The organism is Phytopseudomonas straminea, assembly GCF_900112645.1.
In the GTDB taxonomy this organism is placed as follows: Bacteria; Pseudomonadota; Gammaproteobacteria; order Pseudomonadales; family Pseudomonadaceae; genus Aquipseudomonas; species Aquipseudomonas straminea.
Window position 1 is genome coordinate 221589 of the sequence record NZ_FOMO01000006.1, and the last position, 21635, is coordinate 243223.

24 protein-coding genes are annotated in these 21635 nt (G+C 65.1%); 6 read left to right on the forward strand and 18 right to left on the reverse strand.

Annotated elements, in window-relative coordinates; genetic code table 11:
* Positions 1–20: 20 nt before the first annotated feature.
* Positions 21–260 (reverse strand): DUF1127 domain-containing protein, encoded by a 240-nt coding sequence (locus BM279_RS16500; protein ID WP_093505490.1) that lies wholly within the window; start codon positions 258–260, stop codon positions 21–23.
* A 177-nt stretch (positions 261–437) separates the two neighbouring features.
* Here BM279_RS16500 and BM279_RS16505 point away from each other — a divergent pair, with 177 nt between their 5' ends.
* Both BM279_RS16505 and BM279_RS16510 read left to right on the forward strand, forming a co-directional pair.
* On the forward strand, positions 438–1871 hold the full coding sequence (locus BM279_RS16505) for an aminotransferase-like domain-containing protein (RefSeq protein WP_093505492.1): 1434 nt from the start codon (positions 438–440) through the stop codon (positions 1869–1871).
* A 47-nt stretch (positions 1872–1918) separates the two neighbouring features.
* Positions 1919–3487 carry a phospholipase D family protein gene (locus tag BM279_RS16510; protein ID WP_425272692.1) on the forward strand — a complete coding sequence of 523 codons (1569 nt, stop codon included), beginning with the start codon at positions 1919–1921 and terminating at the stop codon, positions 3485–3487.
* Here BM279_RS16510 and BM279_RS16515 read toward each other — a convergent pair.
* On the reverse strand, positions 3482–4624 hold the full coding sequence (locus BM279_RS16515; RefSeq protein WP_093505496.1) for an MFS transporter: 1143 nt from the start codon (positions 4622–4624) through the stop codon (positions 3482–3484). The genes BM279_RS16510 and BM279_RS16515 overlap by 6 nt on opposite strands.
* 93 nt (positions 4625–4717) lie before the next feature.
* Positions 4718–6211, reverse strand: coding sequence for an aldehyde dehydrogenase (locus BM279_RS16520; RefSeq protein ID WP_093505498.1), 1494 nt, complete (start codon positions 6209–6211; stop codon positions 4718–4720).
* Between the two features lie 247 nt (positions 6212–6458).
* On the opposite strand from BM279_RS16520, the gene BM279_RS16525 reads away from it, so the two are divergent.
* Positions 6459–6818 carry a cupin domain-containing protein gene (locus BM279_RS16525; protein ID WP_093505500.1) on the forward strand — a complete coding sequence of 120 codons (360 nt, stop codon included), beginning with the start codon at positions 6459–6461 and terminating at the stop codon, positions 6816–6818.
* A 45-nt stretch (positions 6819–6863) separates the two neighbouring features.
* Here the strand turns inward: BM279_RS16525 and BM279_RS16530 are convergent, their stop codons facing one another.
* Genes BM279_RS16530 through BM279_RS16545 form a run of 4 tightly spaced genes read right to left on the reverse strand, consistent with a single transcriptional unit; the run spans position 6864 to position 10305 of the window.
* Positions 6864–8018 carry an ABC transporter ATP-binding protein gene (locus BM279_RS16530; RefSeq protein ID WP_093505502.1) on the reverse strand — a complete coding sequence of 385 codons (1155 nt, stop codon included), beginning with the start codon at positions 8016–8018 and terminating at the stop codon, positions 6864–6866.
* A 10-nt stretch (positions 8019–8028) separates the two neighbouring features.
* Positions 8029–8688 carry an ABC transporter permease gene (locus tag BM279_RS16535; protein WP_093505504.1) on the reverse strand — a complete coding sequence of 220 codons (660 nt, stop codon included), beginning with the start codon at positions 8686–8688 and terminating at the stop codon, positions 8029–8031.
* A gap of 1 nt (position 8689) precedes the next feature.
* Positions 8690–9580: a glycine betaine ABC transporter substrate-binding protein gene (locus BM279_RS16540; protein WP_093505506.1), complete on the reverse strand. Its 891-nt coding sequence runs from the start codon at positions 9578–9580 to the stop codon at positions 8690–8692.
* Positions 9581–9591: 11 nt separating this feature from the next.
* Positions 9592–10305 (reverse strand): ABC transporter permease, encoded by a 714-nt coding sequence (locus BM279_RS16545; protein WP_093505508.1) that lies wholly within the window; start codon positions 10303–10305, stop codon positions 9592–9594.
* A gap of 308 nt (positions 10306–10613) precedes the next feature.
* Between BM279_RS16545 and BM279_RS16550 the strand changes: the two genes are divergently transcribed.
* Entirely contained in the window at positions 10614–11888 is a 1275-nt protein-coding gene (locus BM279_RS16550; protein WP_093505510.1) for a cation:proton antiporter, read from the forward strand.
* A gap of 33 nt (positions 11889–11921) precedes the next feature.
* Here the strand turns inward: BM279_RS16550 and BM279_RS16555 are convergent, their stop codons facing one another.
* From BM279_RS16555 to nrdR, 11 genes are all read right to left on the reverse strand, one after another.
* Complete coding sequence (locus BM279_RS16555) at positions 11922–12566, reverse strand: retropepsin-like aspartic protease family protein (RefSeq protein WP_093505512.1); 645 nt, start codon at positions 12564–12566, stop codon at positions 11922–11924.
* A 15-nt stretch (positions 12567–12581) separates the two neighbouring features.
* Complete coding sequence (locus tag BM279_RS16560; protein ID WP_093505514.1) at positions 12582–13310, reverse strand: substrate-binding periplasmic protein; 729 nt, start codon at positions 13308–13310, stop codon at positions 12582–12584.
* An 8-nt stretch (positions 13311–13318) separates the two neighbouring features.
* Positions 13319–13852, reverse strand: coding sequence for a phosphatidylglycerophosphatase A family protein (locus tag BM279_RS16565; RefSeq protein WP_093505516.1), 534 nt, complete (start codon positions 13850–13852; stop codon positions 13319–13321).
* A complete protein-coding gene (gene thiL, locus BM279_RS16570; RefSeq protein ID WP_093505518.1) occupies positions 13845–14810 on the reverse strand; it encodes a thiamine-phosphate kinase in 966 nt (321 codons plus the stop codon). Before thiL ends, BM279_RS16565 begins: the two co-directional genes overlap by 8 nt.
* A gap of 5 nt (positions 14811–14815) precedes the next feature.
* A complete protein-coding gene (gene nusB, locus BM279_RS16575; protein WP_013789800.1) occupies positions 14816–15295 on the reverse strand; it encodes a transcription antitermination factor NusB in 480 nt (159 codons plus the stop codon).
* Positions 15292–15768: a 6,7-dimethyl-8-ribityllumazine synthase gene (gene ribH / locus BM279_RS16580; protein WP_075931540.1), complete on the reverse strand. Its 477-nt coding sequence runs from the start codon at positions 15766–15768 to the stop codon at positions 15292–15294. Before ribH ends, nusB begins: the two co-directional genes overlap by 4 nt.
* 98 nt (positions 15769–15866) lie before the next feature.
* Positions 15867–16958 carry a bifunctional 3,4-dihydroxy-2-butanone-4-phosphate synthase/GTP cyclohydrolase II gene (ribBA, locus tag BM279_RS16585; RefSeq protein ID WP_093505520.1) on the reverse strand — a complete coding sequence of 364 codons (1092 nt, stop codon included), beginning with the start codon at positions 16956–16958 and terminating at the stop codon, positions 15867–15869.
* Positions 16959–16971: 13 nt separating this feature from the next.
* The gene (locus tag BM279_RS16590) at positions 16972–17634 is read right to left on the reverse strand and encodes a riboflavin synthase (protein ID WP_093505522.1); all 663 of its coding nucleotides are present in this window, start codon (positions 17632–17634) and stop codon (positions 16972–16974) included.
* 12 nt (positions 17635–17646) lie between these two features.
* Positions 17647–18108, reverse strand: a complete 462-nt coding sequence (locus tag BM279_RS16595) for a 6,7-dimethyl-8-ribityllumazine synthase (protein WP_093505524.1) — start codon at positions 18106–18108, stop codon at positions 17647–17649.
* Between the two features lie 667 nt (positions 18109–18775).
* Positions 18776–19894: a bifunctional diaminohydroxyphosphoribosylaminopyrimidine deaminase/5-amino-6-(5-phosphoribosylamino)uracil reductase RibD gene (ribD, locus tag BM279_RS16600; RefSeq protein WP_093505526.1), complete on the reverse strand. Its 1119-nt coding sequence runs from the start codon at positions 19892–19894 to the stop codon at positions 18776–18778.
* A 1-nt stretch (position 19895) separates the two neighbouring features.
* A complete protein-coding gene (gene nrdR / locus BM279_RS16605; protein WP_013789794.1) occupies positions 19896–20360 on the reverse strand; it encodes a transcriptional regulator NrdR in 465 nt (154 codons plus the stop codon).
* Between the two features lie 148 nt (positions 20361–20508).
* Between nrdR and BM279_RS16610 the strand changes: the two genes are divergently transcribed.
* Together BM279_RS16610 and BM279_RS16615 are read left to right on the forward strand one after the other, a co-directional pair.
* Complete coding sequence (locus BM279_RS16610; RefSeq protein WP_093505528.1) at positions 20509–20949, forward strand: YbaY family lipoprotein; 441 nt, start codon at positions 20509–20511, stop codon at positions 20947–20949.
* Positions 20946–21608, forward strand: coding sequence for a 50S ribosomal protein L11 methyltransferase (locus tag BM279_RS16615; RefSeq protein WP_093505530.1), 663 nt, complete (start codon positions 20946–20948; stop codon positions 21606–21608). The genes BM279_RS16610 and BM279_RS16615 overlap by 4 nt, the downstream gene beginning before the upstream one ends.
* Positions 21609–21635: the final 27 nt, after the last annotated feature.

The window sequence follows — 21635 nt, forward strand, 5'->3', positions numbered from 1 at the left end:
CTCAACGCCGGGCTACCTGTCTAGAGTTTCCAGAACGGCAGCGTGGCTTCGCGCTGCGCCTGCTCGCGGCTCAGGCCGATGTCCTGCAGTTGAGCATCGCTGAGCTTGAGCAGCGCGCGCCGGGTGGTCAGGCGACGGATGAAACGCTGCCAGCGATGCGTCATTACCGTGCGCGCCGGCACCGCGGCCAGTCGCAGCCCGTTACCGCCTTCCAGCTCGCTGCCTTTCAAGGTCAATCGCACATCGCTCAGCCCGTTCATGTCGCTCTCCTGCGCATTGAGGTCATGGGAGATCATGATGGCGGTCAGCGAAAAAGCATGACAGATGCAAAGAAAGGGAATTAAATCCATACAGATTAACCATCGAGTGAACTGAATGGTTCCGCGAAGAGCCATCTGTATGGTTCAACTGGCTCCCTTGCATACAGGTGCGTGAACATGACCCTCTATACCAACCTGGCCGACCTGATTGGCGAACGCATCGAGCAGGGCCTTTACCGGCCGGGCGACCGCCTGCCCTCGGTGCGCGCCCTGAGCCAGGAGCACGGAGTCAGCCTGAGTACCGTGCAGCAGGCCTACCGCCACCTGGAAGACCGCGGCCTGGCGCTACCGAAACCGAAATCCGGCTACTTCGTGCCGCAAGGCCGCGACAAGCCGGCGCTGCCGAAGATCAGCCGGGCGCCGCAACGCCCCGTGGACGTCTCGCAGTGGGATCAGGTGCTGGAACAGATCGCCCCTTCGCCACGCAATGATTTTGTCCAGCTGGGCCGCGGCCGCCCGGACATCGACAGCCCGACGCTCAAGCCCCTGTTGCGTGCGTTGTCGCGGCTGAGCCGCAAGCAGGACCTGCACACCCTGACCTACGGCAGCATCTACGGTGACGTGCGCCTGCGCGAACAGGTCGCCCGCCTGACCCTGGACTCCGGCTGCCAGCTGACCTATGAGGACATAGTCATCACCACCGGATGCCACGAGGCGCTGTCGGCGGCGATCCGGGCGATCTGCGTGCCGGGCGATATCGTCGCCGTCGATTCGCCGAGCTTCCACGGCGTGATGCAGGCACTCAAAGGCTTCGGCATGAAGGCTCTGGAGTTGCCCACCGACCCGCTCACCGGCATCAGCCTCGAGGCGCTGGAGCTGGCCCTGGAACAATGGCCGATCAAAGCCATTCAGCTCACCCCCAACTGCAACAACCCGCTGGGCTACATCATGCCCGAGGCCAACAAGCGCGCTCTGCTGGCCCTCGCCCAGCGCCACGACGTGGCGATCATCGAGGACGACGTGTACGGCGAGCTGGCCTTTCACTACCCGCGCCCACGCACCATCAAATCCTACGATGACGACGGCCGCGTGCTGTTGTGCAGCTCGTTTTCCAAGACCCTGGCGCCCGGCTTCCGTGTCGGCTGGATCGCGCCAGGCCGCTACCTCGACCAGGTGCTGCACATGAAATACCTGGGCACCGGCGCCACCGCACAGCTGCCGCAACTGGCGCTGGCCGAATACATCGAAGGCGGCCACTACGAACCGCACCTGCGCCGCATGCGCGGCCAGTACGCACGCAACCTGGAACAGATGAGCGACTGGGTCAGCCGCTACTTTCCGCCTTCGGTGCGGGTCAGCCGGCCCCAGGGCAGCTTCATGCTGTGGGTCGAGATGCCCGAGGGTTTCGACAGCCAGCGCCTGAACCGCGAACTGGCTGCGCACAAGATCCAGGTCGCACCGGGCAGCATCTTTTCCGCCGCCGGCAAGTACCGCAATTGCCTGCGCATGAACTACGCCACGCGCCCCAGCCCGATCATCGAGGCAGCGGTGCGCAAGGTGGGCGAAACCGTCGCGACCATGCTGGAAGAGTCACCACCGCCGAGAAACTGAATCTTTCCCGGCGCAGCAGCGTCCTATCAGCACATCCGGACAGCCGATTGGAGGCTGCAACTGTGCCCTTGCGCGTGCTCTTTATCGCCCTGCTGATTCTCGGCGGCTGTACCAACCAGGTGCCCATCGTGCCCAGCCAGGCCATTCCCGCGGCCGAGTCGTCATTCGGCGCCGGGCTCGAAGCGCGCGCCGCCGAGCATCAGGGGCACTCCGGCTTTCGCCTGCTGCCGGCCAGCAACGAAGCCTTCGCCGCCCGTGCCGAACTGATTCGCGCCGCGCAGCACAGCCTCGATCTGCAGTACTACATCGTGCACGACGGCCTGAGCACCCGCGCACTGGTCAAGGAGCTGCTGCAAGCCGCCGACCGTGGTGTGCGCATCCGCATCCTGCTCGACGACACTACCAGCGACGGCGAGGACTACAAGATCGCCCTGTTGGCCGCCCATCCAAATATCGAAATCCGCGTGTTCAACCCGCTGCACCTGGGGCGCCTGACCGGCGTGACGCGAGTGATCGGCCGCGGCCTGAATCTCTCCCAGCAGCACCGGCGCATGCACAACAAGCTGTGGCTGGCCGACAGCGCGGCGGCCATCGTCGGCGGGCGCAACCTGGGCGATGAGTATTTCGATGCCGAGCCGAACATGAACTTCACCGACATCGACATGCTCGCCGTCGGCCCGGTGGCCCACGACCTGGCGCAAAGTTTCGACCAGTACTGGAACAGCCGGCTGAGCCAGCCTATCGAGGAATTCGTCTGGCGCCAGCCCTCGCTGAAAACCCTCGACAAGGCGCGCAAGGGCCTGCGCGAATACCTCGACACCGCCCGCGTCGAGCAGCCCGAACTCTACGAACGCCTGCTCGCCTATCAGCACACGCCGAAGCTGAACGTCTGGCTCGACGAGCTGATCTGGGCACCCGGCATCGCCCTGTGGGACGCACCGAGCAAAGTGCTGGCCAGCGGCGAACCAGACCCGCATCTGCTGCTCACCACGCAGCTCGCGCCGCACATCCAGGCGGCCAAGAGCGATCTGGTGATGGTCTCCGCCTACTTCGTGCCAGCGCCGGCCGGCCTGGAGTACCTGATCGGCCTGGCCGACAACGGCGTGGAGATCCGCCTGCTGACCAATGCCCTGGAAGCCACCGACGTGCCGGCGGTACATGGCGGCTACGCGCCCTATCGCCAGGAAATGCTCGAACATGGCATGCGTCTGTACGAGTTACGCAGCGAACCAGGCGCCGATTCGCCGCCGGCCTACAGCCTCAGTGGCAGCTCCAATTCCAGCCTGCACAGCAAGGCCATCGTCATCGACAAGCAGAAATCCTTCGTTGGCTCCTTCAACGTCGACCCGCGCTCGGTGCTGTGGAATACCGAGGTCGGCGTACTGGTCGACAGCCCGAAGCTGGCCGCTTACCTGCGCGAGCTGGCCCTGCAGGGCATGAAACCGTCGGTGAGCTACGAGGTGCGCCTACAGCACGACGCCAACGGCGCGACGCGGATGGTCTGGATCGGCGAGGACGACGGCAAGGAATTCGTCCTCACCGAGGAACCCGGCAGCCGCTGGCGGCGCTTCAATGCCTGGTTCGCACGGGCCATCGGCCTGGAGAAAATGCTATAGCGCGACGCGCTCGTCGAAGGCGTGGGGCCGCCAGGCCAACCAGATAAAGGCTGCCGCGCCGACCGCCATCAGCATCGGCAATGCATGTCCGCTGATCCATTGGCTGACCGCGCCGGTAGCCAGCGGCCCGACCAGGCAGCCAATGCCCCACAACTGCGCCACATGGGCATTGGCGCGCACCAGCTGATCGTCACGAAAACGTTCGCCGATGAGAATCAGCGACAGGGTGAACAGACCACCCGCACTGGCGCCGAACAGCACCAACACCGGCCAGATCACCGGCGTATGCAACAGCAGCGGAATGCCCAGGCTGGAGAGCAGCAGCACCACGCCGCATAGGCGGAATAGCGTCACCCGCGAGATGCGGTCGGCAAGCAGGCCGATGGGCAGCTGCAGCACCGCATCACCCACCACCACTACGCTGGCCATGAACAGCGCCACTTCCTGGGTAAAGCCCTGGCGCAGCCCGTAGATCGGCAACAGGGTTAGCATCATCGCCTCGAAGGCGGCAAACAGCATCACTGCCCAGGCGATGGCCGGCATGCGCTGGCAGAACACCAACAGGCCACGCCCGGACGCGCTGTGGGCATCGACCACCGGTGCGCCGGTGCGGCCGATCAGCAGCAGCGAGCCGCCGACCAACAGCGACACGCCAAACCAGAAGCCCAGGTCGGTATCGGTGCCCAGCACGCTAAGCAGCAGCGGCCCGCACAGCTGGCTCAGGGCGTAGCCGGTGCCATACAGCGCCACCAGCCGGCCGCGCCACTTCTCCACCGCCAGTTGGTTGATCCAGCTCTCGCCGAGAATGAACACCACGGTCAGGGTCACGCCCAACAATAGGCGCAGCACAATCCAGACGGGATAGCTCTGCAGCAGCGCCAGGCCGGTGACCGACAGCGCGCCGGCCAGCAGACAGAATTGCATCAGCCGTGGCGTCGGGCAGCGCGCGGCCAGCCCGCCAGCCAGCGAGGCGCCTAGCAGCACGCCGATGGCCGGCGTGGCCGCCATGATGCCGATGGCGAACGAGCCATAGCCCCAACTCTCCAGGCGCAGCGACACCAGCGGCATGGTCACGCCCATGGCCAGACCGATACTGATCACCGCCAGGCAGACGGCGAAGTAGGTTCCCCAACGCATTACTGACTCCCTCGAAACACAGCGGCCGGGCTCTGGGAGCCCGGCCGCCGGCTTGCTCAGGCCCGCCGACTGGCGGGCCTCATCCGTGCAGGATCAGAGTTTGATCCAGGTGGCTTTCAGTTCGGTGTACTTATCGAAGGCGTGCAGAGACTTGTCACGGCCGTTGCCCGACTGCTTGAAGCCACCGAACGGCGCGGTCATGTCGCCGCCGTCGTACTGGTTGACCCACACGCTGCCGGCGCGCAGAGCGCGGGCGGTCAGGTGCGCCTTGGAGATATCCGCGGTCCACACCGCGGCGGCCAGGCCATACACGGTGTCGTTTGCGATCTGCACGGCTTGCTCGGCGCTGTCGAAGCCGATCACCGAGAGCACCGGCCCGAAGATTTCCTCGCGAGCGATGGTCATGGCATTGGTCACGCCGTCGAAGATGGTCGGCTCGACATAGGTGCCGCCGCTCTCCTCCAGGGTGCGCTTGCCGCCGATCAGCAGCTTGGCGCCATCCTTGTGGCCGGCCTCGATGTAACGCAGCACGGTGTCCATCTGCTGAGTATCGACCAGGGCGCCGACGTTGGTGTCCGGGTCCAGCGGGTTGCCGGCCTTCCAGCCTTTCAGGGCCTCGACCACCATCGGCAGGAAGCGCTCCTTGATGGAGTTTTCCACCAGCAGGCGCGAGCCCGCGGTGCACACTTCGCCCTGGTTGAAGGCGATGGCACTGGCCGCAGATTCAGCAGCGGCCTTGAGATCCGGCGCATCGGCGAACACGATGTTGGGGCTCTTGCCACCGGCCTCCAGCCATACGCGCTTCATGTTCGATTCGCCGGCATAGATCATCAGTTGCTTGGCGATCTTGGTCGAGCCGGTGAACACGATGGTGTCGACATCCATATGCAGGGCCAGGGCCTTGCCGGCGGTGTGACCATAACCGGGCAGCACGTTGAACACACCGGCCGGGATTCCGGCTTCGATGGCCAATTGGGCGACGCGGATGGCGGTCAGCGGCGATTTCTCGGACGGTTTAAGGATCACCGAATTACCGGTGGCCAGGGCCGGGCCGAGCTTCCAGCTGGACATCAGCAGCGGGAAGTTCCAAGGCACGATGGCTGCCACAACGCCGACCGGCTCGCGGGTCACAAGACCGAGCTGGTCATGGGGCGTCGGCGCGACTTCGTCGTAAACCTTGTCGATCGCCTCGGCGCTCCAACGGATGGCATTGGCCGCCGCCGGTATATCGATGCCCAGCGAATCGCTGATCGGCTTGCCCATGTCGAGGGTTTCCAGCAGCGCCAGCTCTTCGGCGTTGGCCATCAGCAGCTCGGCGAAGCGGATCATCTTGGACTTGCGCTTGGCCGGGGCGATACGCGACCACACGCCGGAATCGAAGGCGGCGCGCGCCGACTTCACCGCCAGTTCGGCGTCCGCCAGGTCGCAACTAGCGACCTGGCCCAGCACCCGGCCATCGACCGGGCTGATGCATTCGAAGGTTTCACCGCTCTGCGCAGACTGGTACTCGCCCTGCACGAAGGCGCGGGTCTCGATTTTCAGATCCTTTGCACGCTGCTCCCAGTCGGTACGGGTCAAACGGGTCATCTGATCATCCTCTTTCGTCGGTGAAGGCGCGCGGGCGCCTGCGGTGGCCCCAAGGGCCTCGGAAACTGCGAGCCACACTAAACCAGCGCTCGCAGGATTTTCAATATTCTTGACACTTGGTGGCCAAACGCCTTGCTGCGTTCATTTTTTTAAACATAGACTCGGCCCGTGCCTGCCGCGGCATTCAGCCCTTTCGCCGCACGCGGCATGATCGCCAACGTCCTCTGAATAACCATGGAACGTGCAGATGAACATCCAGCAGATCGTCGATTTCGCCCACAGCGCTGGTAGCGCCGAAAGCTACCGCCCCGCCGCCGAGAAGATCCTCAAGGGCGACCCGCAGCAGCAGGTGCGCAACCATTACTTGAGCCCCTGCGGGCAATTCAATACGGGGATCTGGGAGGGTGAGGTCGGCCAGTGGACGGTGAATTACACCGAGCACGAATACTGCGAGATCCTGCAGGGCGTGTCGGTGCTGCGTGATCACGACGGCAATGCCAAGACCGTGCGCGCCGGTGACCGCTTCGTGATACCGGCTGGCTTTACCGGCACGTGGGAAGTGCTGGAGACCTGCCGCAAGGTCTACGTGATCTTCGAACAGGCCTAAGGCCAGGCCCCGGGCCGGTTACGGTAACCGGCCCGGGGCGAAGCATCAGCTGGCGACCTGCTCCGCCGGCGAGACGATGCTGCTCTTGCCCCGCGAGCGCCCGGAACTCAGGTAATCGGCGATGGATTCCTGGGTGACTTCACCAAGGAAGTCATTTTCCGCGCTGAGCACCGGCAGCCACGAGCGGTTGAACTCGTACATGCGCGACAACAGGATGCGCAGGTGCTCGTCGTGGGCGGCGGTGGCGTTGAACGGCTGCACGAACGGCTGCACTGCACCGCCCTGACCACGCAGGTCACGGCGACGAATGAAGCCAAGGGCCTTCTTGCCGGCGTCGGTCACCACCAGGTGGCGACGGTCGTGTTCTTCCATCAGTTCGACTGCATCGGCGATGCTCGCCTCGGCCAACACCGACGGCGCATCGTCAGCGGCATCTTCGGCGCGGATAAGCAGCAGGCGCTTGAGGGTGCTGTCCTGGCCGACGAAACCGCTGACGAAATCATCGGCAGGGTGCGCCAGAAGGGTATCCGGGTGGTCGAACTGGAGCAGCGTCCCATCCTTAAAGATGGCAATCTTGTCCCCCAGTTTGATGGCTTCATCGATGTCGTGGCTGACCATAATCACGGTCTTGTTCAGCGCGCGTTGCATCTGGAAGAACTCATTCTGGATGGCGTCGCGGTTGACCGGGTCGACCGCGCCGAACGGCTCGTCCATCAGCAATACTGGGGCGTCGGCCGCCAGGGCGCGGATCACGCCGATCCGCTGCTGCTGGCCACCGGACAGTTCGCGTGGGTAACGCGACAGATACTGCTTGGGCTCCAGCTGCACCATGCTCATCAGCTCCACGGCGCGGTCGTGGCAGCGCTTCTTGTCCCAGCCGAGCAACTTGGGCACCACGGTGATGTTTTCCTCGATGGTCATGTTGGGGAACAGACCGATCTGCTGGATCACGTAGCCAATGTTGCGGCGCAGGGTCACCTCATCGATGCCGGTGGTGTCCTCACCGTTGATCAGTACACGCCCGGAGGTCGGCTCGATCAGCCGGTTGATCATCTTCAGCGTGGTGCTCTTGCCGCAGCCCGATGGGCCGAGAAATACGCAGATCTGGCCTTCGTCGACGGTCAGGCTGACTTCGTTGACGGCGACGACATCTTTGCCTTTCTGCTGGAATTTCTTGGTCAATTTGTCGAGTTGAATCATGTTCGAATCCTCAGTGGGCGGCTTTCAGGCCACGGGGAGTGAGCGTTTTCTGCAGCCACTGCAAAAACAGGTCGGCGACGATGGCGAGCAGGCTCACCAGCACGGCGCCAACGAACAGGGTCGCCATATCGCTGCGGCTGATGGCGGTGAGAATCAGCACGCCGAGGCCGCCGGCGCCGATGGTGGCGGCAATGGTCATCACACCGATGTTCATCACCACGGCGGTGCGCACGCCCGCCAGGATCACTGGCACAGCAATCGGCAGGTCGACCATGCGCAGGCGCTGCCAGAAACTCATGCCAATGCCTTTACCCGCCTCGCGAATGCCCGGCTCGACGCTGGTCAGCGCCAGGTAGGTGTTACGCAGAATCGGCAGCAGCGAATAGAGGAACACCGCAGTCACCGCCGGCAGCGGGCCAAGGCCCTGGCCGAACTGCGAGTAGAACGGCAGCAACAGGCCGAATATGGCGATGGCCGGCAAGGTCAGTACCACGGTGGCCAGGCCCTGCAGCGGCCCGGCTAGCCATGGAAAGCGGGTCATCAGGATACCCAGCGGCACACCGATGAGGATCGCCAAGCCCACGGCGATACCAACCAGGGAGATGTGTTCGACGGTCAGGCTGGCCACCTCGGCCCAGTCGATATGCTGGAAAGCGGTCATGAAATCCATATCAGTTGCCCTCCCCGATCAGTTTTTCCTGACGCAGGAAATCTGCCGCCACTGCGGCAGGCGTCTCGCGATCCACGTCGACGCGGGCGTTGAGGCGACGCATGGTGGCGTCGTCCAGGCGCTCGGCCAGCGGCTTGAGCAACGCTTCGAGCTCCGGGTGCTGCTTGAGGTAGTCGGCATTGACCACCGGCGCGGCTGTGTAATCCGGGAAGTACTTGCGGTCATCCTCGAGCAGACGCAAGCCGAAGGAATCCAGGCGGCCGTCGGTGGTGTACACCAGGCCGACGAACACCTGACCGTTGCGCAGCGCGGTGTAGACCAGGCCCGGGTCCATCTGGCGAATTTCGTTACGGGTGAAGGTCAGGCCGTATTCCTGGACCAGCCCTTTCAGGCCATCGGAACGGTTGGCGAACTCGATGTCCAGCGCCAGCAGACGGCTACCCTTACCTGGGGTTTTCAGGGCGGCGGCCAGGTCGCTGATGGTATGGATATCCGGGTGTTCCTCTGCGACCTTTTCCGGCAGCGCCAGAGCGTAAGTGTTGTTGAAGTTCGAGGGCGCCAGCCAGATCGCGCCCTCTTTGGCGTCCAGCTCCTTGACACGCTGATAGGCGGCTTCCTTGTCTAGGCGTTCGGTGACCTTGTTGTAGGCCACCAGCGAGGTGCCGGTGTATTCCCAGGTCAGGTCCAGCTGGCCGCTCTTCATGCCGTTCCAGGCGATGGTGCTGCCCAGGTTACCGACGATGCGCGCCTGATAGCCGTGAGGGCGTAGGTACTGTGCGGTGAGTTCGGAGAGGATCACCTGCTCGGTGAACACCTTGGCACCGATACGAATTTCCGCAGCCTGGCTGGTCGCTGCCAGCAGCAGGCCGAGGCAAAGAACGAGAGACTTCATTATCGTTTCCTTCAACGGACCACCCCCCGCTCGAACCAGAAGCGGCTGACGGCCGCCACCAGACCATCGAGCAGCAGCGCCAGCAAGGCGGTGGCGGCAGCGCCGAGAATCAGCAAGGGCTGGTCTTCGAGGGCAATGGCGGGAAAGATCAGGCTGCCCAGGCTGTTGGCGCCGATCAGGAACACCAGCGGCGCAGTGCCGACGTTCAGCGCCAGCGCCACGCGAATACCGCCGACGATGATCGGCACCGCATTGGGCAGCTCGACCTTCCACAGTGACTGGCGCGGCGTCATGCCGATGCCGGTGGCGGCTTCCGTCAGCGAGCTCGGCACGTTGCGCAGGCCTTCGTAGGTGTTGCGCACGATGGGCAGCAGCGAGGCCAGGAACAGCGCCAGGATCGCCGGGCCGTTACCGATGCCGACGATGGAAAGGGCAATGGCCAGCACCGCCAGGGGCGGCACGGTGTTACCGACGTTGAAAACCTGCATGAAGCGCTCGGCACTGTGCTCGCGGCCGGGCCGACTGAGCAGGATGCCGGCGGGGATGCCGACCGCCAGGGCCGCCAGCATCGACACGAACACCAGGTACAGGTGTGCCTGCAGATAGAAAATGAGATCTTCACGGTGCTGCGCGAGCACCGCCGGGGTGATCCAGTGGACCAGCAAGGCCAGTACCGCGATCAGCGCAACAGCGCCCAGCAGCACCTTGCCGAAGCTTTTCAGCATATTGCGACTCCATTAAACGACCGCCGTTGGCGTATCGATCCGACCGGACGCATTGCGCGTCGGTCTCTTCATGCCGGAGGCTGGGACATCGGTCGGCGATGTCCCGCATATCAAGGCTCAGGCGCCCTGCAGCCCTCCGACCCACGCTTGATCGACCCATGTTGCGCCGCTTCGGTTCCCCTCTTTTGCTATCGTTCTGCCATGGGCAGACGGTCATCCACTGCCACACATCCGGTTACAAGCCAGGTATCATCGGGGCTCCAGGGTGTTCGCCGGGATGGCGAACATCAGCCTTCAAAGGAGACCCCGTGCTCGACCTCGTTGCCGCCTTTATCGTCCTCACCACGCTGCTCACCTACGTCAACTATCGCTTTATCCGCCTGCCGCCCACCATCGGCGTGATGGCCACGGCGCTGATCTTCTCGTTGATCGCCCAGGGCCTGAGCCAGCTCGGTTACCCGCTGATCGAAATCGAGGCGCAGCAGATCATCCGCCGCATCGACTTCTCCGATATCCTGATGACCTGGTTCCTGCCGGCCCTGCTGTTCGCCGGCGCCTTGCACGTCGACCTGAGCGATCTGCGCAGCTACAAATGGCCCATAGGCCTGCTGGCCACCGTCGGCGTGCTGATCGCCACCAGTGTGATCGGCACCCTGGCGTTCTACATCTTCGCCCTGTTCGGCTGGCACGTGGACTTCATCTACTGCCTGCTGTTCGGCGCGCTGATCTCGCCCACCGACCCGATTGCGGTGATGGGCATCCTCAAGTCGGCCGGCGCGCCCAAGCCGCTGGCCACCACCATCGTCGGCGAATCGCTGTTCAACGATGGCACCGCAGTGGTGGTGTTCACCATCCTGCTCGGCATCCTGCAACTGGGCAGCACGCCGACCCTGGGTACGGTGAGCTGGCTGTTCGTTCACGAGGCGGTGGGCGGTGTGCTGGTCGGCACCGCGCTGGGCTATGGCGTGCTGCTGATGCTGCGCAGCATCGACCAGTACCAGGTCGAGGTGATGCTGACCCTGGCGCTGGTATTCGGCGGCGCAGCACTGGCGGCGCGGCTGCACGTCTCCGGGCCTATCGCCATGGTGGTGGCCGGCCTGATCATCGGCAACCTGGGCCGCAAGCACGCCATGTCGGACGAATCACGCCGCTACGTGGACGGTTTCTGGGAGCTGATCGACGAGATTCTCAACGCCCTGCTATTCGCCCTGATCGGCCTGGAACTGCTGCTCCTGCCGTTCTCCTGGCTGCACATCATCGCCGCCTTCGTGCTCGGTGGCGCGGTGCTGGTAGCACGCCTGCTGACCGTGGCGCCAGCGGTGTTCGTGATGCGCCGGCGTGCCGGCGGGCGCCGCCAGGTATCCCACGGGGCGATCCGCATCCTCACCTGGGGCGGGCTGCGCGGTGGTGTGTCGGTGGCCCTGGCGTTGTCATTGCCACTGGGCGAGGAACGCGATCTGCTGCTGAGCCTGACCTATATCGTCGTGCTCACCTCGATCCTGCTGCAGGGCTTGTCCATCGGCCCACTGGTCAGCCGGCTGTACCGTGGCCAGCCCCAGGTCGCGGTGGACGATCATCACTGAGAAAACCGGGGCGCATTTGACTGGCGCCCCGATTCAGATGCGCGACTCGAGCACCAGCAGGTTGTTTTCCACCCGCCAGCCGACGCGATTGAGAAAGCTCATGCCCAGCAGCGCCTCGCTCGGCGAGGCGCCTTCGAGCACCACCGCCTCGACACCCAGCACCTGCAGCGAGCCGACGCTGACCTTGTCGAGGGTCACCCGCCAGCCCTTGGCCGTGCCGCTGGCGGTGTTGACCTGAATCGGCTGGCCGCGGGTGCGATAGTCGATGCCCAGGCGGCGGGCATGATTTTCATTGAGAGCCACGGAGGTGGCGCCGGTATCGACCAGAAACTGCTGGGCGCGGCCATTGATCGCGCCTTCGGCCCAGTAGTGGCCGCCGTTGCTGCGAGCGATGCTGAGGGTCTGTTTCTGCGGCGCGGCGACGCCTGAGGTGTTGTATTCGCGGCTCAGGCCGTAACTGCGCTCCACACCGTCGACGCGCAGCACGGCGCTGTGGCTGTCGACACTGACCACCTGCACGCCGCCTGGGCCGGCCTGGCCGACGCGCACCAGCTTGCGCTGGCCGTCCACCGACAGCACCGCCGCACCGGGGAACAACCCGACCACCTGAACCGGCGTAGCAGCCAGCAGTAGCGGCGCGACCAACAGGCCTACCATGACCATCATCACTCGACGCATCCGTGCCTCTCCCGGCTATTCGAAGGGGTAATGCTGGCCCCAGCGCTCGAAAATCGCGCGCAGCTCGTCTTTCTCGACCAGCTCGGCCATGCGCTGATCGAACAATTGGGCCAGCGCGCGGCCACGTGGTGTGTCGGAAAAGCCGATATACAGCGGCAGGCGCAGCAGGTCGGTGGCACGGTATTTACCGGGCTGCTCGGCGCCGGCAAGCACCTGTTCGACCTCGGGGCGGGCGTCGATGTAGTAGTCGGCGTGGCCCTGATCGAGCATCGACAGAATACCGCTGCGCCGCTGCAATTCGTTGTAGTGGGTGAGGCCGGGAATATAGCGCTGATACTCGTAGCCGCGCATCCACACCAGGCGCGAGCGGCCGAGCTGGGCCTGATCGGGCTCAGGCTTGCTGGCAAGGCTCAGGGCGCTGATCAGGTCCGAGTCGTAATGCCAGGTCGGGTACACCACGCCGCCGCTGACTTCGTTCTGGTACGACGCTACCCAAGCGTCGGCTTCGCCGCGCTTCACCAGACCGATGGAACGGGTGTAGGGCACGATCTGCATGTCCAGTCTGACACCAGCGGGCTCGAAGACCTTGCGCAGCACGTCCCAGGACAGCCCGGTGCCGTCCGGGTTGATGCGGTCGACCCACACGTCGCTGGCCATGCGAATGGATGTCGGCACCTCGCTGCTCGCCTGGGCGCAGACGCCAATCGACAACAGCAGGGCCAGCAGCATCGCGCGCATCGTCATGCCTCCGCTCAGGCGAAACCCAGGCTGGCCGCCAGGCCATTGGCCCAGCCCCAGACCAGCAGTTGCATGGACAGCCAGGCGAACACCCCGGCCAGCACGTCGTCGAGCATGATGCCGAAGCCGCCGTGCACGTGGCGGTCGATCCAGCGGATCGGCCACGGCTTGAGAATGTCGAAGAAGCGGAACATCAGAAAGCCCACGAACACCCAGCCCCAGCCTTCGGGCACCAACCACAGGGTGATCCACATGCCGACCATCTCGTCCCAGACGATGCCCTCGTGGTCATGCACGCGCAGGTCGTCGGCAACCTTGCCGCACAGCCACACGCCGAACAGCATGGTCACGCCCAACATCAGCCAGTAGCCCCAGTCTGGCAGCATCTGCCACAGCGGGATGAACGGCACGGCAGCCAGCGAGCCCCAGGTGCCCGGGGCCTTGGCCATGGTCCCGGTGCCGAAGCCGAAGGCCAGGAAATGCCAGGGGTTGCGCCACACGGAAGGTGGTACGAATTCGGCGGGGACTTGCTTGGGATGATCAGTCACGGTTCGATCCGAAATGTTGGTAGCCACTGTACCGTGGCTTGATGACGCGGCCGTCGGCGTCCAGAAGATGCACGCCCTGCCCGGCCTCGACGCGACCGATCACCCATACAGGCTGGCCCATGGCGCGCAGCGCGTCCAGTTTCTCAGCAGGCAGGGTAAAGGCAAGCACGTAGTCGTCGCCACCACCAAGCGCTAGCTGGCGCGCCGCCTCGTCGCCCATGCAGGCCAGCAGGGCATTGCTCAGCGGTAACTGCGCCTCTTCGATGAACAGCGCCACGCCGGACGCCTGAGCGATATGCTCACAGTCGGCGAGCAGGCCGTCCGAGATATCCAGCGCCGCGGTAGCGAGACCGCGCAGGGCCTGGCCGAGCTGTAGCTGCGGCGCCGGCGACCAGTAGTGGGCCAGCAGCTCGGCACTATGCACCTGCTCGGCCCGCTCGCCGAGCACGAACGGCAGCGCGCCGGCGCCATTGCCAAGGGTACCGCCCACACAGAGCAGATCACCCGGGCGCGCGCCGGCGCGGGTCAGCGCCAGGCCGACGGGCACACGGCCGAATACGGTGAGGGTCAGGCTCAGCGGCCCACGGGTGGTGTCGCCACCAACCAGGCGCACGCCACATTGACGCGCCATGCGCTCCAGCCCGGCCGTGAAGTCGGCCAGCCAGTCGGGGGAAACCTCGGGAAGGGTCAGTGCCAGCGTAAAGGCCAGGGGCGTTGCGCCCATGGCGGCCAGGTCACTGACCGAAACGGCCAGGGCGCGCTGGCCAAGCAGCTCACCTGGCGCGTCGACCGGGAAATGCACGCCGGCTACCAGGGTGTCGGTGGACACTGCCAGCTGCTCGCCGGCCGGCATCTCGAGCAGGGCGCAGTCATCGCCGATTCCCAGCACCACACCATCGGCCGCCTGCGCACAGGCGGCTGCGGCGAAGTAGTGACGAATCAGCTCGAACTCGCCCAAGACACTCAGCGCTTGTTGAAGTCGCGGACTTCGTCGGCGCGCAGGGTCGGCGCCAGTTTGTCGAGCACGCCGTTGACGAACTTGTGACCGTCGGTGGCGCCGAACACCTTGGCGAGTTCGATGCCTTCGTTGATCACTACGCGGTACGGCACGTCGATGCGGTTACGCAGCTCGTAGGTGGACAGACGCAGGATGGACAGCTCGACCGGGTCGATCTCGTCCAGCGGACGGTCGAGCAGCGGTTCGAACAGGGCGTCGATCTCGCTCTTCTGGCGCGGCACGCCGTGCAGGATCTCGTGGAAGTAGGCGCCGTCGACCGCGCTGAAGTCGTTGTCGACCCGAAACTGCGCTTCGATCTCATTGAGTGCCTGGCCCGCGATGTGCCAGGAGTAAAGGGCCTGCATGGCCAGGGTGCGCGCCTGACGGCGAGCCAGCAGCTTGGGGCTCGGGCCTTTCTTGGCTGGCTTGTTGTCGTTCTGGCTCACTTGGCCTCCAACTGCGCCAGCAGGCTGACCATTTCCAGAGCGGACAGGGCAGCTTCGGCGCCTTTGTTGCCGGCCTTGGTGCCGGACCGCTCGATGGCCTGCTCGATGGAATCGACGGTCAGCACGCCAAAGGCGACCGGTACGCCGAACTCCATGGAGACCTGGGACAGGCCCTTGGTGCACTCACCGGCCACGTATTCGAAGTGCGGGGTGCCGCCCCGGATCACTGCGCCGAGGGCGATGATGGCGCTGTACTCGCCGCGCTGGGCGACTTTCTGGGCGACCAGGGGAATCTCGAAGGCACCCGGCGCGCGGATGATGGTGATGTCGTCTTCGCTGATGCCGTGGCGAACCAGGGCGTCGACCGCGCCGCTGACCAGGCTTTCGACCACGAAGCTGTTGAAGCGGCCGACCACCAGGGCGAAGCGGCCCTTGGGAGCGATGAAAGTACCTTCGATGGTCTTGAGTGTCATAGCGAGTTCTCGAGCTGTCTTTAAAGAGCCAGGGCCTGCCATGGCAGGCCCCGAAAATATAGGCGATGAGAGCCGAGGCTCCATCGCGGTCGCCGCGCTTATTTGGGCGGCAGGTATTCTACAACTTCCAGGTCGAAACCGGATATCGCGTTGAACTTCATCGGCGCGCTCATCAGGCGCATCTTGCGCACGCCCAGGTCACGCAGGATCTGCGAACCGGCACCGACCGTGCTGTAGGTGCTCGGCATCTTGCTGATGGTGGCGCCGTCCGCTTCGCGGATATGCGCCAGTACCTCGTCGCCGCCCAGCGAATGGCCGAGCAGCAACACCACGCCGCTGCCGGCCTCGGCCACTTCGGTCATCGCCGCGCGCAGGCTCCAGCGCCCCGGCTGGCGCACCATCAGCAGGTCGCGCATGGGGTCCATGTTGTGCACGCGCACCAGAGTCGGTTCCTCGGCACAGATGGTGCCCAGGGTCACGGCCATGTGCACGTCGCCTTCCACCGAGTCGCGGTAGGTCACCAGGTTGAACTGGCCGACCTCGCTGTCCAGCGGCTGCTCGGTGATGCGCTGCACGGTGCGCTCGTGGAGCATGCGGTAGTGGATCAGGTCGGCGATGGTGCCGATCTTGATGCCGTGCTTGGCAGCGAATTCTTCCAGTTCCGGGCGACGGGCCATGGTGCCGTCGTCGTTCATGATCTCGCAGATCACCCCGCTCGGCTCGAAGCCGCCCATGCGCGCCAGATCGCAGGCCGCCTCGGTATGGCCGGCACGGGCCAGCACGCCGCCGGGCTGAGCCATCAGCGGGAAGATGTGGCCAGGGCTGACGATGTCTTCGGCCACCGCGTGCCTGGCCGCAGCGGCCTGCACGGTACGTGCGCGGTCGGCAGCGGAAATGCCGGTAGTGACGCCTTCGGCTGCCTCGATGGACACGGTGAACTTGGTACCGAAACCGGAGCCGTTGCGCGGCGCCATCAGCGGCAGCTTGAGGGTTTCGCAGCGCTCGCGGGTCATCGGCATGCAGATCAGGCCGCGGGCGAAGCGGGCCATGAAATTGATGTGCTCGGCGGTCACGCATTCGGAGGCGATGATCAGGTCGCCTTCGTTCTCGCGGTCTTCGTCATCCATGAGGATGACCATCTTGCCGGCGCGGATGTCCTCGACCAGCTCTTCGATACTGTTGAGTGCCATGGTGGCGGTGTCCTTAATGCTTCAGGTAGCCGTGTTCGGCGAGAAAACCTTCGGTCAGCCCGGAGCTATTCGGCTCGGCGGCCTTGTCACCGAGCAGCAGGCGCTCCAGATAACGGGCCAGCAGGTCGACCTCGAGGTTGACGCGACGCCCGGGGCGGTAGTCGGCCATGATGGTTTCGGCCAGGGTGTGCGGCACGATGGTCAGCTCGAACTCGGCGCCATCGACGGCGTTGACCGTCAGGCTGGTGCCGTCGACGGTGATCGAACCCTTGTGGGCGATGTACTTGGCCAGCTCGCGCGGCGCGCGCACCTTGAACTGGATGGCACGGGCGTTCTCCTCACGGGAGACGATCTCGCCAACGCCGTCGACGTGCCCGCTGACCAGGTGGCCACCCAGGCGCGTGGTCGGTGTCAGGGCCTTTTCCAGGTTGACCCGGCTGCCGGTCTTCAGGTCGACGAAGGCGGTACGCGCCAGGGTTTCGCGGCTGACATCGGCCCAGAAGCCGTCGCCCGGCAGCTCGACGGCGGTCAGGCACACGCCGTTGACCGCGATGCTGTCGCCCAGGACGACGTCACCCAGATCCAGCTTGCCGGTCTTCACGTATACGCGTACGTCACCGCCCTTGGGGGTGATGGCGGCAATGCTGCCGATGGATGCGATGATTCCGGTGAACATAAAGGCTCCTCGTCAGACCGGCAATTCTTTGAGCTTGCGCAGCGTGTCGGCGCAAGTGCGCGCCGCTTCGGCGCCCTTGACCAGAAAATGCTTGCGGAAGAACGTCTGATGCTCTTCGCCGGCATGGAAATGATGAGGCGTGAGCACCGCCGAGAACACCGGCACGTCGGTGTCCAGTTGCACCTGCATCAGGCCCTCGATCACCGCCTGGGCGACGAACTCGTGGCGGTAGATACCACCGTCGACCACCAACCCGGCGGCGACGATACCGGCGTAGCGGCCGCTTTTGGCCAGGCGCTTGGCGTGCAGAGGGATTTCGAAGGCGCCGCCGACTTCGAAGCAATCGATTTCGCTGGCCGCGTAACCCTGGCGCTGCATTTCTTCGATAAAGGCGTGACGAGACTGATCGACGATTTCGCGGTGCCAGCAGGCCTGCACGAAGGCGACCCGGCGTACGCTGTTAGAGATGGACATGTTCGACTCCTGTTTATGGTTAAAACAGGGCAGCTTGGATCGATAGGGATGGTACGGACATGCAGCGACCGAAAGGCCACCTGACCAGGCAATCCCGCTCTCTCTTCATCCGGACTATACCGTCGGCTCCGGAATCACACCGGATCTGCTCGTCCCCGGGCGGCTGGTGCCGTACCGGGCGCTCGCGGGCTAGGTAGAACCTGAGTTTAGATCTCGCGAGCTAGCGCCAGACAAGGCGAAATTGGGCGAGGGCGCGGAGTTTACAGGCTGTAAATGAGCAGCCCGAGCCCAATTTCAACGCCGTATGGCCGACGCGCAGCAGATCTAAAACAGGTTCTTGGCACCATTACCGCCGGTGGGGAATTACACCCCGCCCTGAGAACGTGTGGCTGCTTGTCGCAGCCGACAGGCGTTTTACCACAGTTGCCGCGCCAGCGCACGGCGGCCATGCCCAAGAGGCTGTTCACGACCTTCGCGCCGGGCTTTATCTATTTGACGGCAATGCGGCAGAACGGGCGCTCCCCGATCCACTGTGGGAGCGCGCCATGCGTGCGAAAAGTCGCGGGCATGGCCCGCTCCCACAGATACTGCGCCGATGGCCGCTTTTGCCTCGTAGCAGCCCGTACGTATGCCCAGAAAGATCGCGAACAGGCTACAAGTTGTGCGTTCAGCTCGCGCGATCGGGCACCGCGACGATGCGCCAGTCGTCACCGACCGCACGCATGTCAACGATCTTCAGGGCTGGCGCTTCGGCCATACGCGCCAGCGGCAGGTCGAGCAGCGGCCGCGCGCTGGAACCGAGGAACTTGGGCGCAACGAACAATTGGTACTCGTCGACCAGCCCCAGCCGGGAAAAGGCGCCAGCCAGCTTCGGCCCGGCCTCGACCAGCACTTCGTTGGCGCCACGCGCGGCCAGCTCCAGCAGCAACTTACGCAGATCGACATGGCCGCTGCTGCCGGGAATGGCCAGCAGCTCGTGGCCGTCATCCTGATAACGGCAGCGCGAGGTGGCCGCCGCGCAGGTGGCGACCAGCGCCGGGCCGGCCTGGAAGAACGGCGCGCTGAGCGGCACCCGCAGGCGGCCATCGATCAGCACGCGCAGCGGCGGCCGCGCCTGGGCCAGTGCAGTCAGCTCGGCGCCCAGGCCCAGTTCGTCCGGGCGTACGGTCAGGCGAGCGCCATCGGCCAGCAGCGTATCGGCGCCACTGAGCACCACGCTGGAGCGCGCACGCAGACGCTGCACCGCGGCACGCGCCGCCGGCCCGGTGATCCATTGGCTCTCGCCACTGGCCATGGCGGTGCGCCCATCCAGGCTCATCGCCAGCTTGACGCGCACCAGCGGCAGGCCGGTTTCCATACGCTTGGTAAAGCCGGCATTCAGCGCCCGCGCCTCGGCCTCCAGCACGCCGCCCTGCACGGCAATGCCGGCATTCATCAGGCGCAGCAGGCCACGCCCGGCGACTTCCGGATTAGGGTCCTGCATGGCGGCGACCACGCGGGTGATGCCGGCGGCGATCAGTGCATCGGCGCACGGCGGCGTACGCCCGTGGTGGCTGCACGGCTCCAAGGTCACGTAGGCGGTAGCACCACGGGCCTTGTCACCGGCCTGGCGCAGCGCATGAACCTCGGCATGGGGCTCGCCGGCCTTGGCGTGCCAGCCGTCGCCGACGATCTTGCCGTCGCGCACGATCACGCAGCCGACACGGGGATTGGGGTGGGTGGAATACAGACCCTTGCGCGCCAGTTCGAGGGCGCGCGCCATGTAGGCGTGATCGCTGTTGCTCATCTCAATCCTGATTCGGCTCGCGGGAAAGACGGTCGATTTCCTCGCGGAATTCGTTGAGGTCCTGGAAGCGGCGGTACACCGAGGCGAAGCGGATATAGGCCACTTCATCAAGCTTCTGCAGTTCGGTCATCACCAGCTCGCCGAGTACCAGTGACTTGACTTCGCGCTCGCCGGTGGCGCGCAACCGATGCTTGATATGGGCGATGGCCGCTTCCAGCCGCTCGACGCTCACCGGGCGTTTTTCCAGTGCACGCTGCATGCCGGCACGCAGCTTGTCTTCGTCGAAGGGCTGGCGGCTGCCGTCCTGCTTGATCAGGCGCGGCATCACCAGCTCGGCGGTTTCGAAGGTGGTGAAGCGCTCGCCGCAGGCCAGGCATTCGCGGCGGCGACGCACCTGATCCCCCTCGGCGACCAGACGCGAATCGATGACTTTGGTGTCGTTGGCGGAGCAGAACGGGCAGTGCATGGCGGGAAACGGTCACTGGCAGGAAAGCCCGCATGGTAGCGCATCAACACCTTCTGGCGCCAAGCGCACCAGAGCGGGCGCTTTCCTTTGCATTCACCGCCGGCTCTAGCGAGAATCCGGGGCATTGCCCGCCCTTCAGGATCATCCGATGCCACTGCGCCCGCTCGCCCCGCTCTGCCTTGCCGCCCTGCTCGCCGCCTGCGCAGGCGAAGCACCACCGCCTGCTCCTGCCCCGGTACCGCCAGTGGTGAAGAAGGAAGAGCCCGCGCCACTGCCGGCCCATCTGCGCGAACTCACCGGCACCCTGCTGGACGTGCCCGCCGGCGCCGAGGTGGAACTAGCGCTGCTGACCATCAACGATCGCGGCCTGCCCCACAAGCTGCTCGGCAATATCCAGCTGCGTGGCACCGGCGCGCCGCTGCCGTTCAGCCTGCCGTTTAATCCGGAGAACTTCAATCAGGGCATCCGCGTGGAGCTGCGTGGGCGCGTGCATCAATCCGCCAAGCTGGTGCTGCACATGCCCAACCAGCTGATCCGTGAGCCGCAAAGCCAGTCGCTCGGCGAGATCCGCGTAACGCCGGCGCTGTGACCCCACCACCACACCTGCAGGCCGCGCTGGGTGAACTGCTCGGCGATGCCCGGCTGACTACCACCACGCTGCCGGGCAGCGACCTACGCCTGTGGCTGATCGACCCGGCCAATATGGACCGCTGCTTCAGTCCCGAGGAAACCCGGCGCATTCTCGAAGAACCGCCGTACTGGTGCTTCTGCTGGGCCAGTGGCCTGGTGCTGGTCGACTGGCTGGCGCGCCACCCCGAGTGGGTGCGCGGCAAGCGGGTGCTGGACCTGGGCACAGGCTCGGGCGTCGCCGCGATCGCGGCCGCCCGCGCCGGCGCTGCCCAAGTGGTGGCCTGCGACCTGGACCCACTGGCGCTGGCGGCCTGCCGCGCCAACGCCGCGCTCAACGGCGTGGAGCTGGCCTATTCGAGCGACCTGTTCAGCGAGCCGCGCGACTATGACCTGGCCATCGTCGCCGACGTGCTTTACGACCGCAGTAACCTGCCCCTGCTCGACCGCGCGCTGGAACATGCCCGCGAAGTGCTGGTAGCCGACTCCCGAGTGCGCGATTTCAATCATCCGCGCTATCGGCGCATCGCCGGGCTGGAGGGGTGTACCTGGCCCGACCTGGCCGAGCCGGAAACCTTCCGTCACGTCAGCCTGTATCACGCTGCCACAGCCCCCTTGTAGCCTTGCAGCGGCGCCCACATTTATAGT

What these genes read in the sequence shown, in the direction of transcription:
- BM279_RS16500 (WP_093505490.1), bottom strand. Translation starts at nt 260, where the DNA reads ATGAACGGGCTGAGCGATGTGCGATTGACCTTGAAAGGCAGCGAGCTG.
- BM279_RS16505 (WP_093505492.1), top strand. Translation starts at nt 438, where the DNA reads ATGACCCTCTATACCAACCTGGCCGACCTGATTGGCGAACGCATCGAG.
- BM279_RS16515 (WP_093505496.1), bottom strand. Translation starts at nt 4,624, where the DNA reads ATGCGTTGGGGAACCTACTTCGCCGTCTGCCTGGCGGTGATCAGTATC.
- BM279_RS16520 (WP_093505498.1), bottom strand. Translation starts at nt 6,211, where the DNA reads ATGACCCGTTTGACCCGTACCGACTGGGAGCAGCGTGCAAAGGATCTG.
- BM279_RS16525 (WP_093505500.1), top strand. Translation starts at nt 6,459, where the DNA reads ATGAACATCCAGCAGATCGTCGATTTCGCCCACAGCGCTGGTAGCGCC.
- BM279_RS16530 (WP_093505502.1), bottom strand. Translation starts at nt 8,018, where the DNA reads ATGATTCAACTCGACAAATTGACCAAGAAATTCCAGCAGAAAGGCAAA.
- BM279_RS16535 (WP_093505504.1), bottom strand. Translation starts at nt 8,688, where the DNA reads ATGGATTTCATGACCGCTTTCCAGCATATCGACTGGGCCGAGGTGGCC.
- BM279_RS16540 (WP_093505506.1), bottom strand. Translation starts at nt 9,580, where the DNA reads ATGAAGTCTCTCGTTCTTTGCCTCGGCCTGCTGCTGGCAGCGACCAGC.
- BM279_RS16545 (WP_093505508.1), bottom strand. Translation starts at nt 10,305, where the DNA reads ATGCTGAAAAGCTTCGGCAAGGTGCTGCTGGGCGCTGTTGCGCTGATC.
- BM279_RS16555 (WP_093505512.1), bottom strand. Translation starts at nt 12,566, where the DNA reads ATGCGTCGAGTGATGATGGTCATGGTAGGCCTGTTGGTCGCGCCGCTA.
- BM279_RS16560 (WP_093505514.1), bottom strand. Translation starts at nt 13,310, where the DNA reads ATGACGATGCGCGCGATGCTGCTGGCCCTGCTGTTGTCGATTGGCGTC.
- ribH (WP_075931540.1), bottom strand. Translation starts at nt 15,768, where the DNA reads ATGACACTCAAGACCATCGAAGGTACTTTCATCGCTCCCAAGGGCCGC.
- ribBA (WP_093505520.1), bottom strand. Translation starts at nt 16,958, where the DNA reads ATGGCACTCAACAGTATCGAAGAGCTGGTCGAGGACATCCGCGCCGGC.
- BM279_RS16590 (WP_093505522.1), bottom strand. Translation starts at nt 17,634, where the DNA reads ATGTTCACCGGAATCATCGCATCCATCGGCAGCATTGCCGCCATCACC.
- BM279_RS16595 (WP_093505524.1), bottom strand. Translation starts at nt 18,108, where the DNA reads ATGTCCATCTCTAACAGCGTACGCCGGGTCGCCTTCGTGCAGGCCTGC.
- ribD (WP_093505526.1), bottom strand. Translation starts at nt 19,894, where the DNA reads ATGAGCAACAGCGATCACGCCTACATGGCGCGCGCCCTCGAACTGGCG.
- nrdR (WP_013789794.1), bottom strand. Translation starts at nt 20,360, where the DNA reads ATGCACTGCCCGTTCTGCTCCGCCAACGACACCAAAGTCATCGATTCG.
- BM279_RS16610 (WP_093505528.1), top strand. Translation starts at nt 20,509, where the DNA reads ATGCCACTGCGCCCGCTCGCCCCGCTCTGCCTTGCCGCCCTGCTCGCC.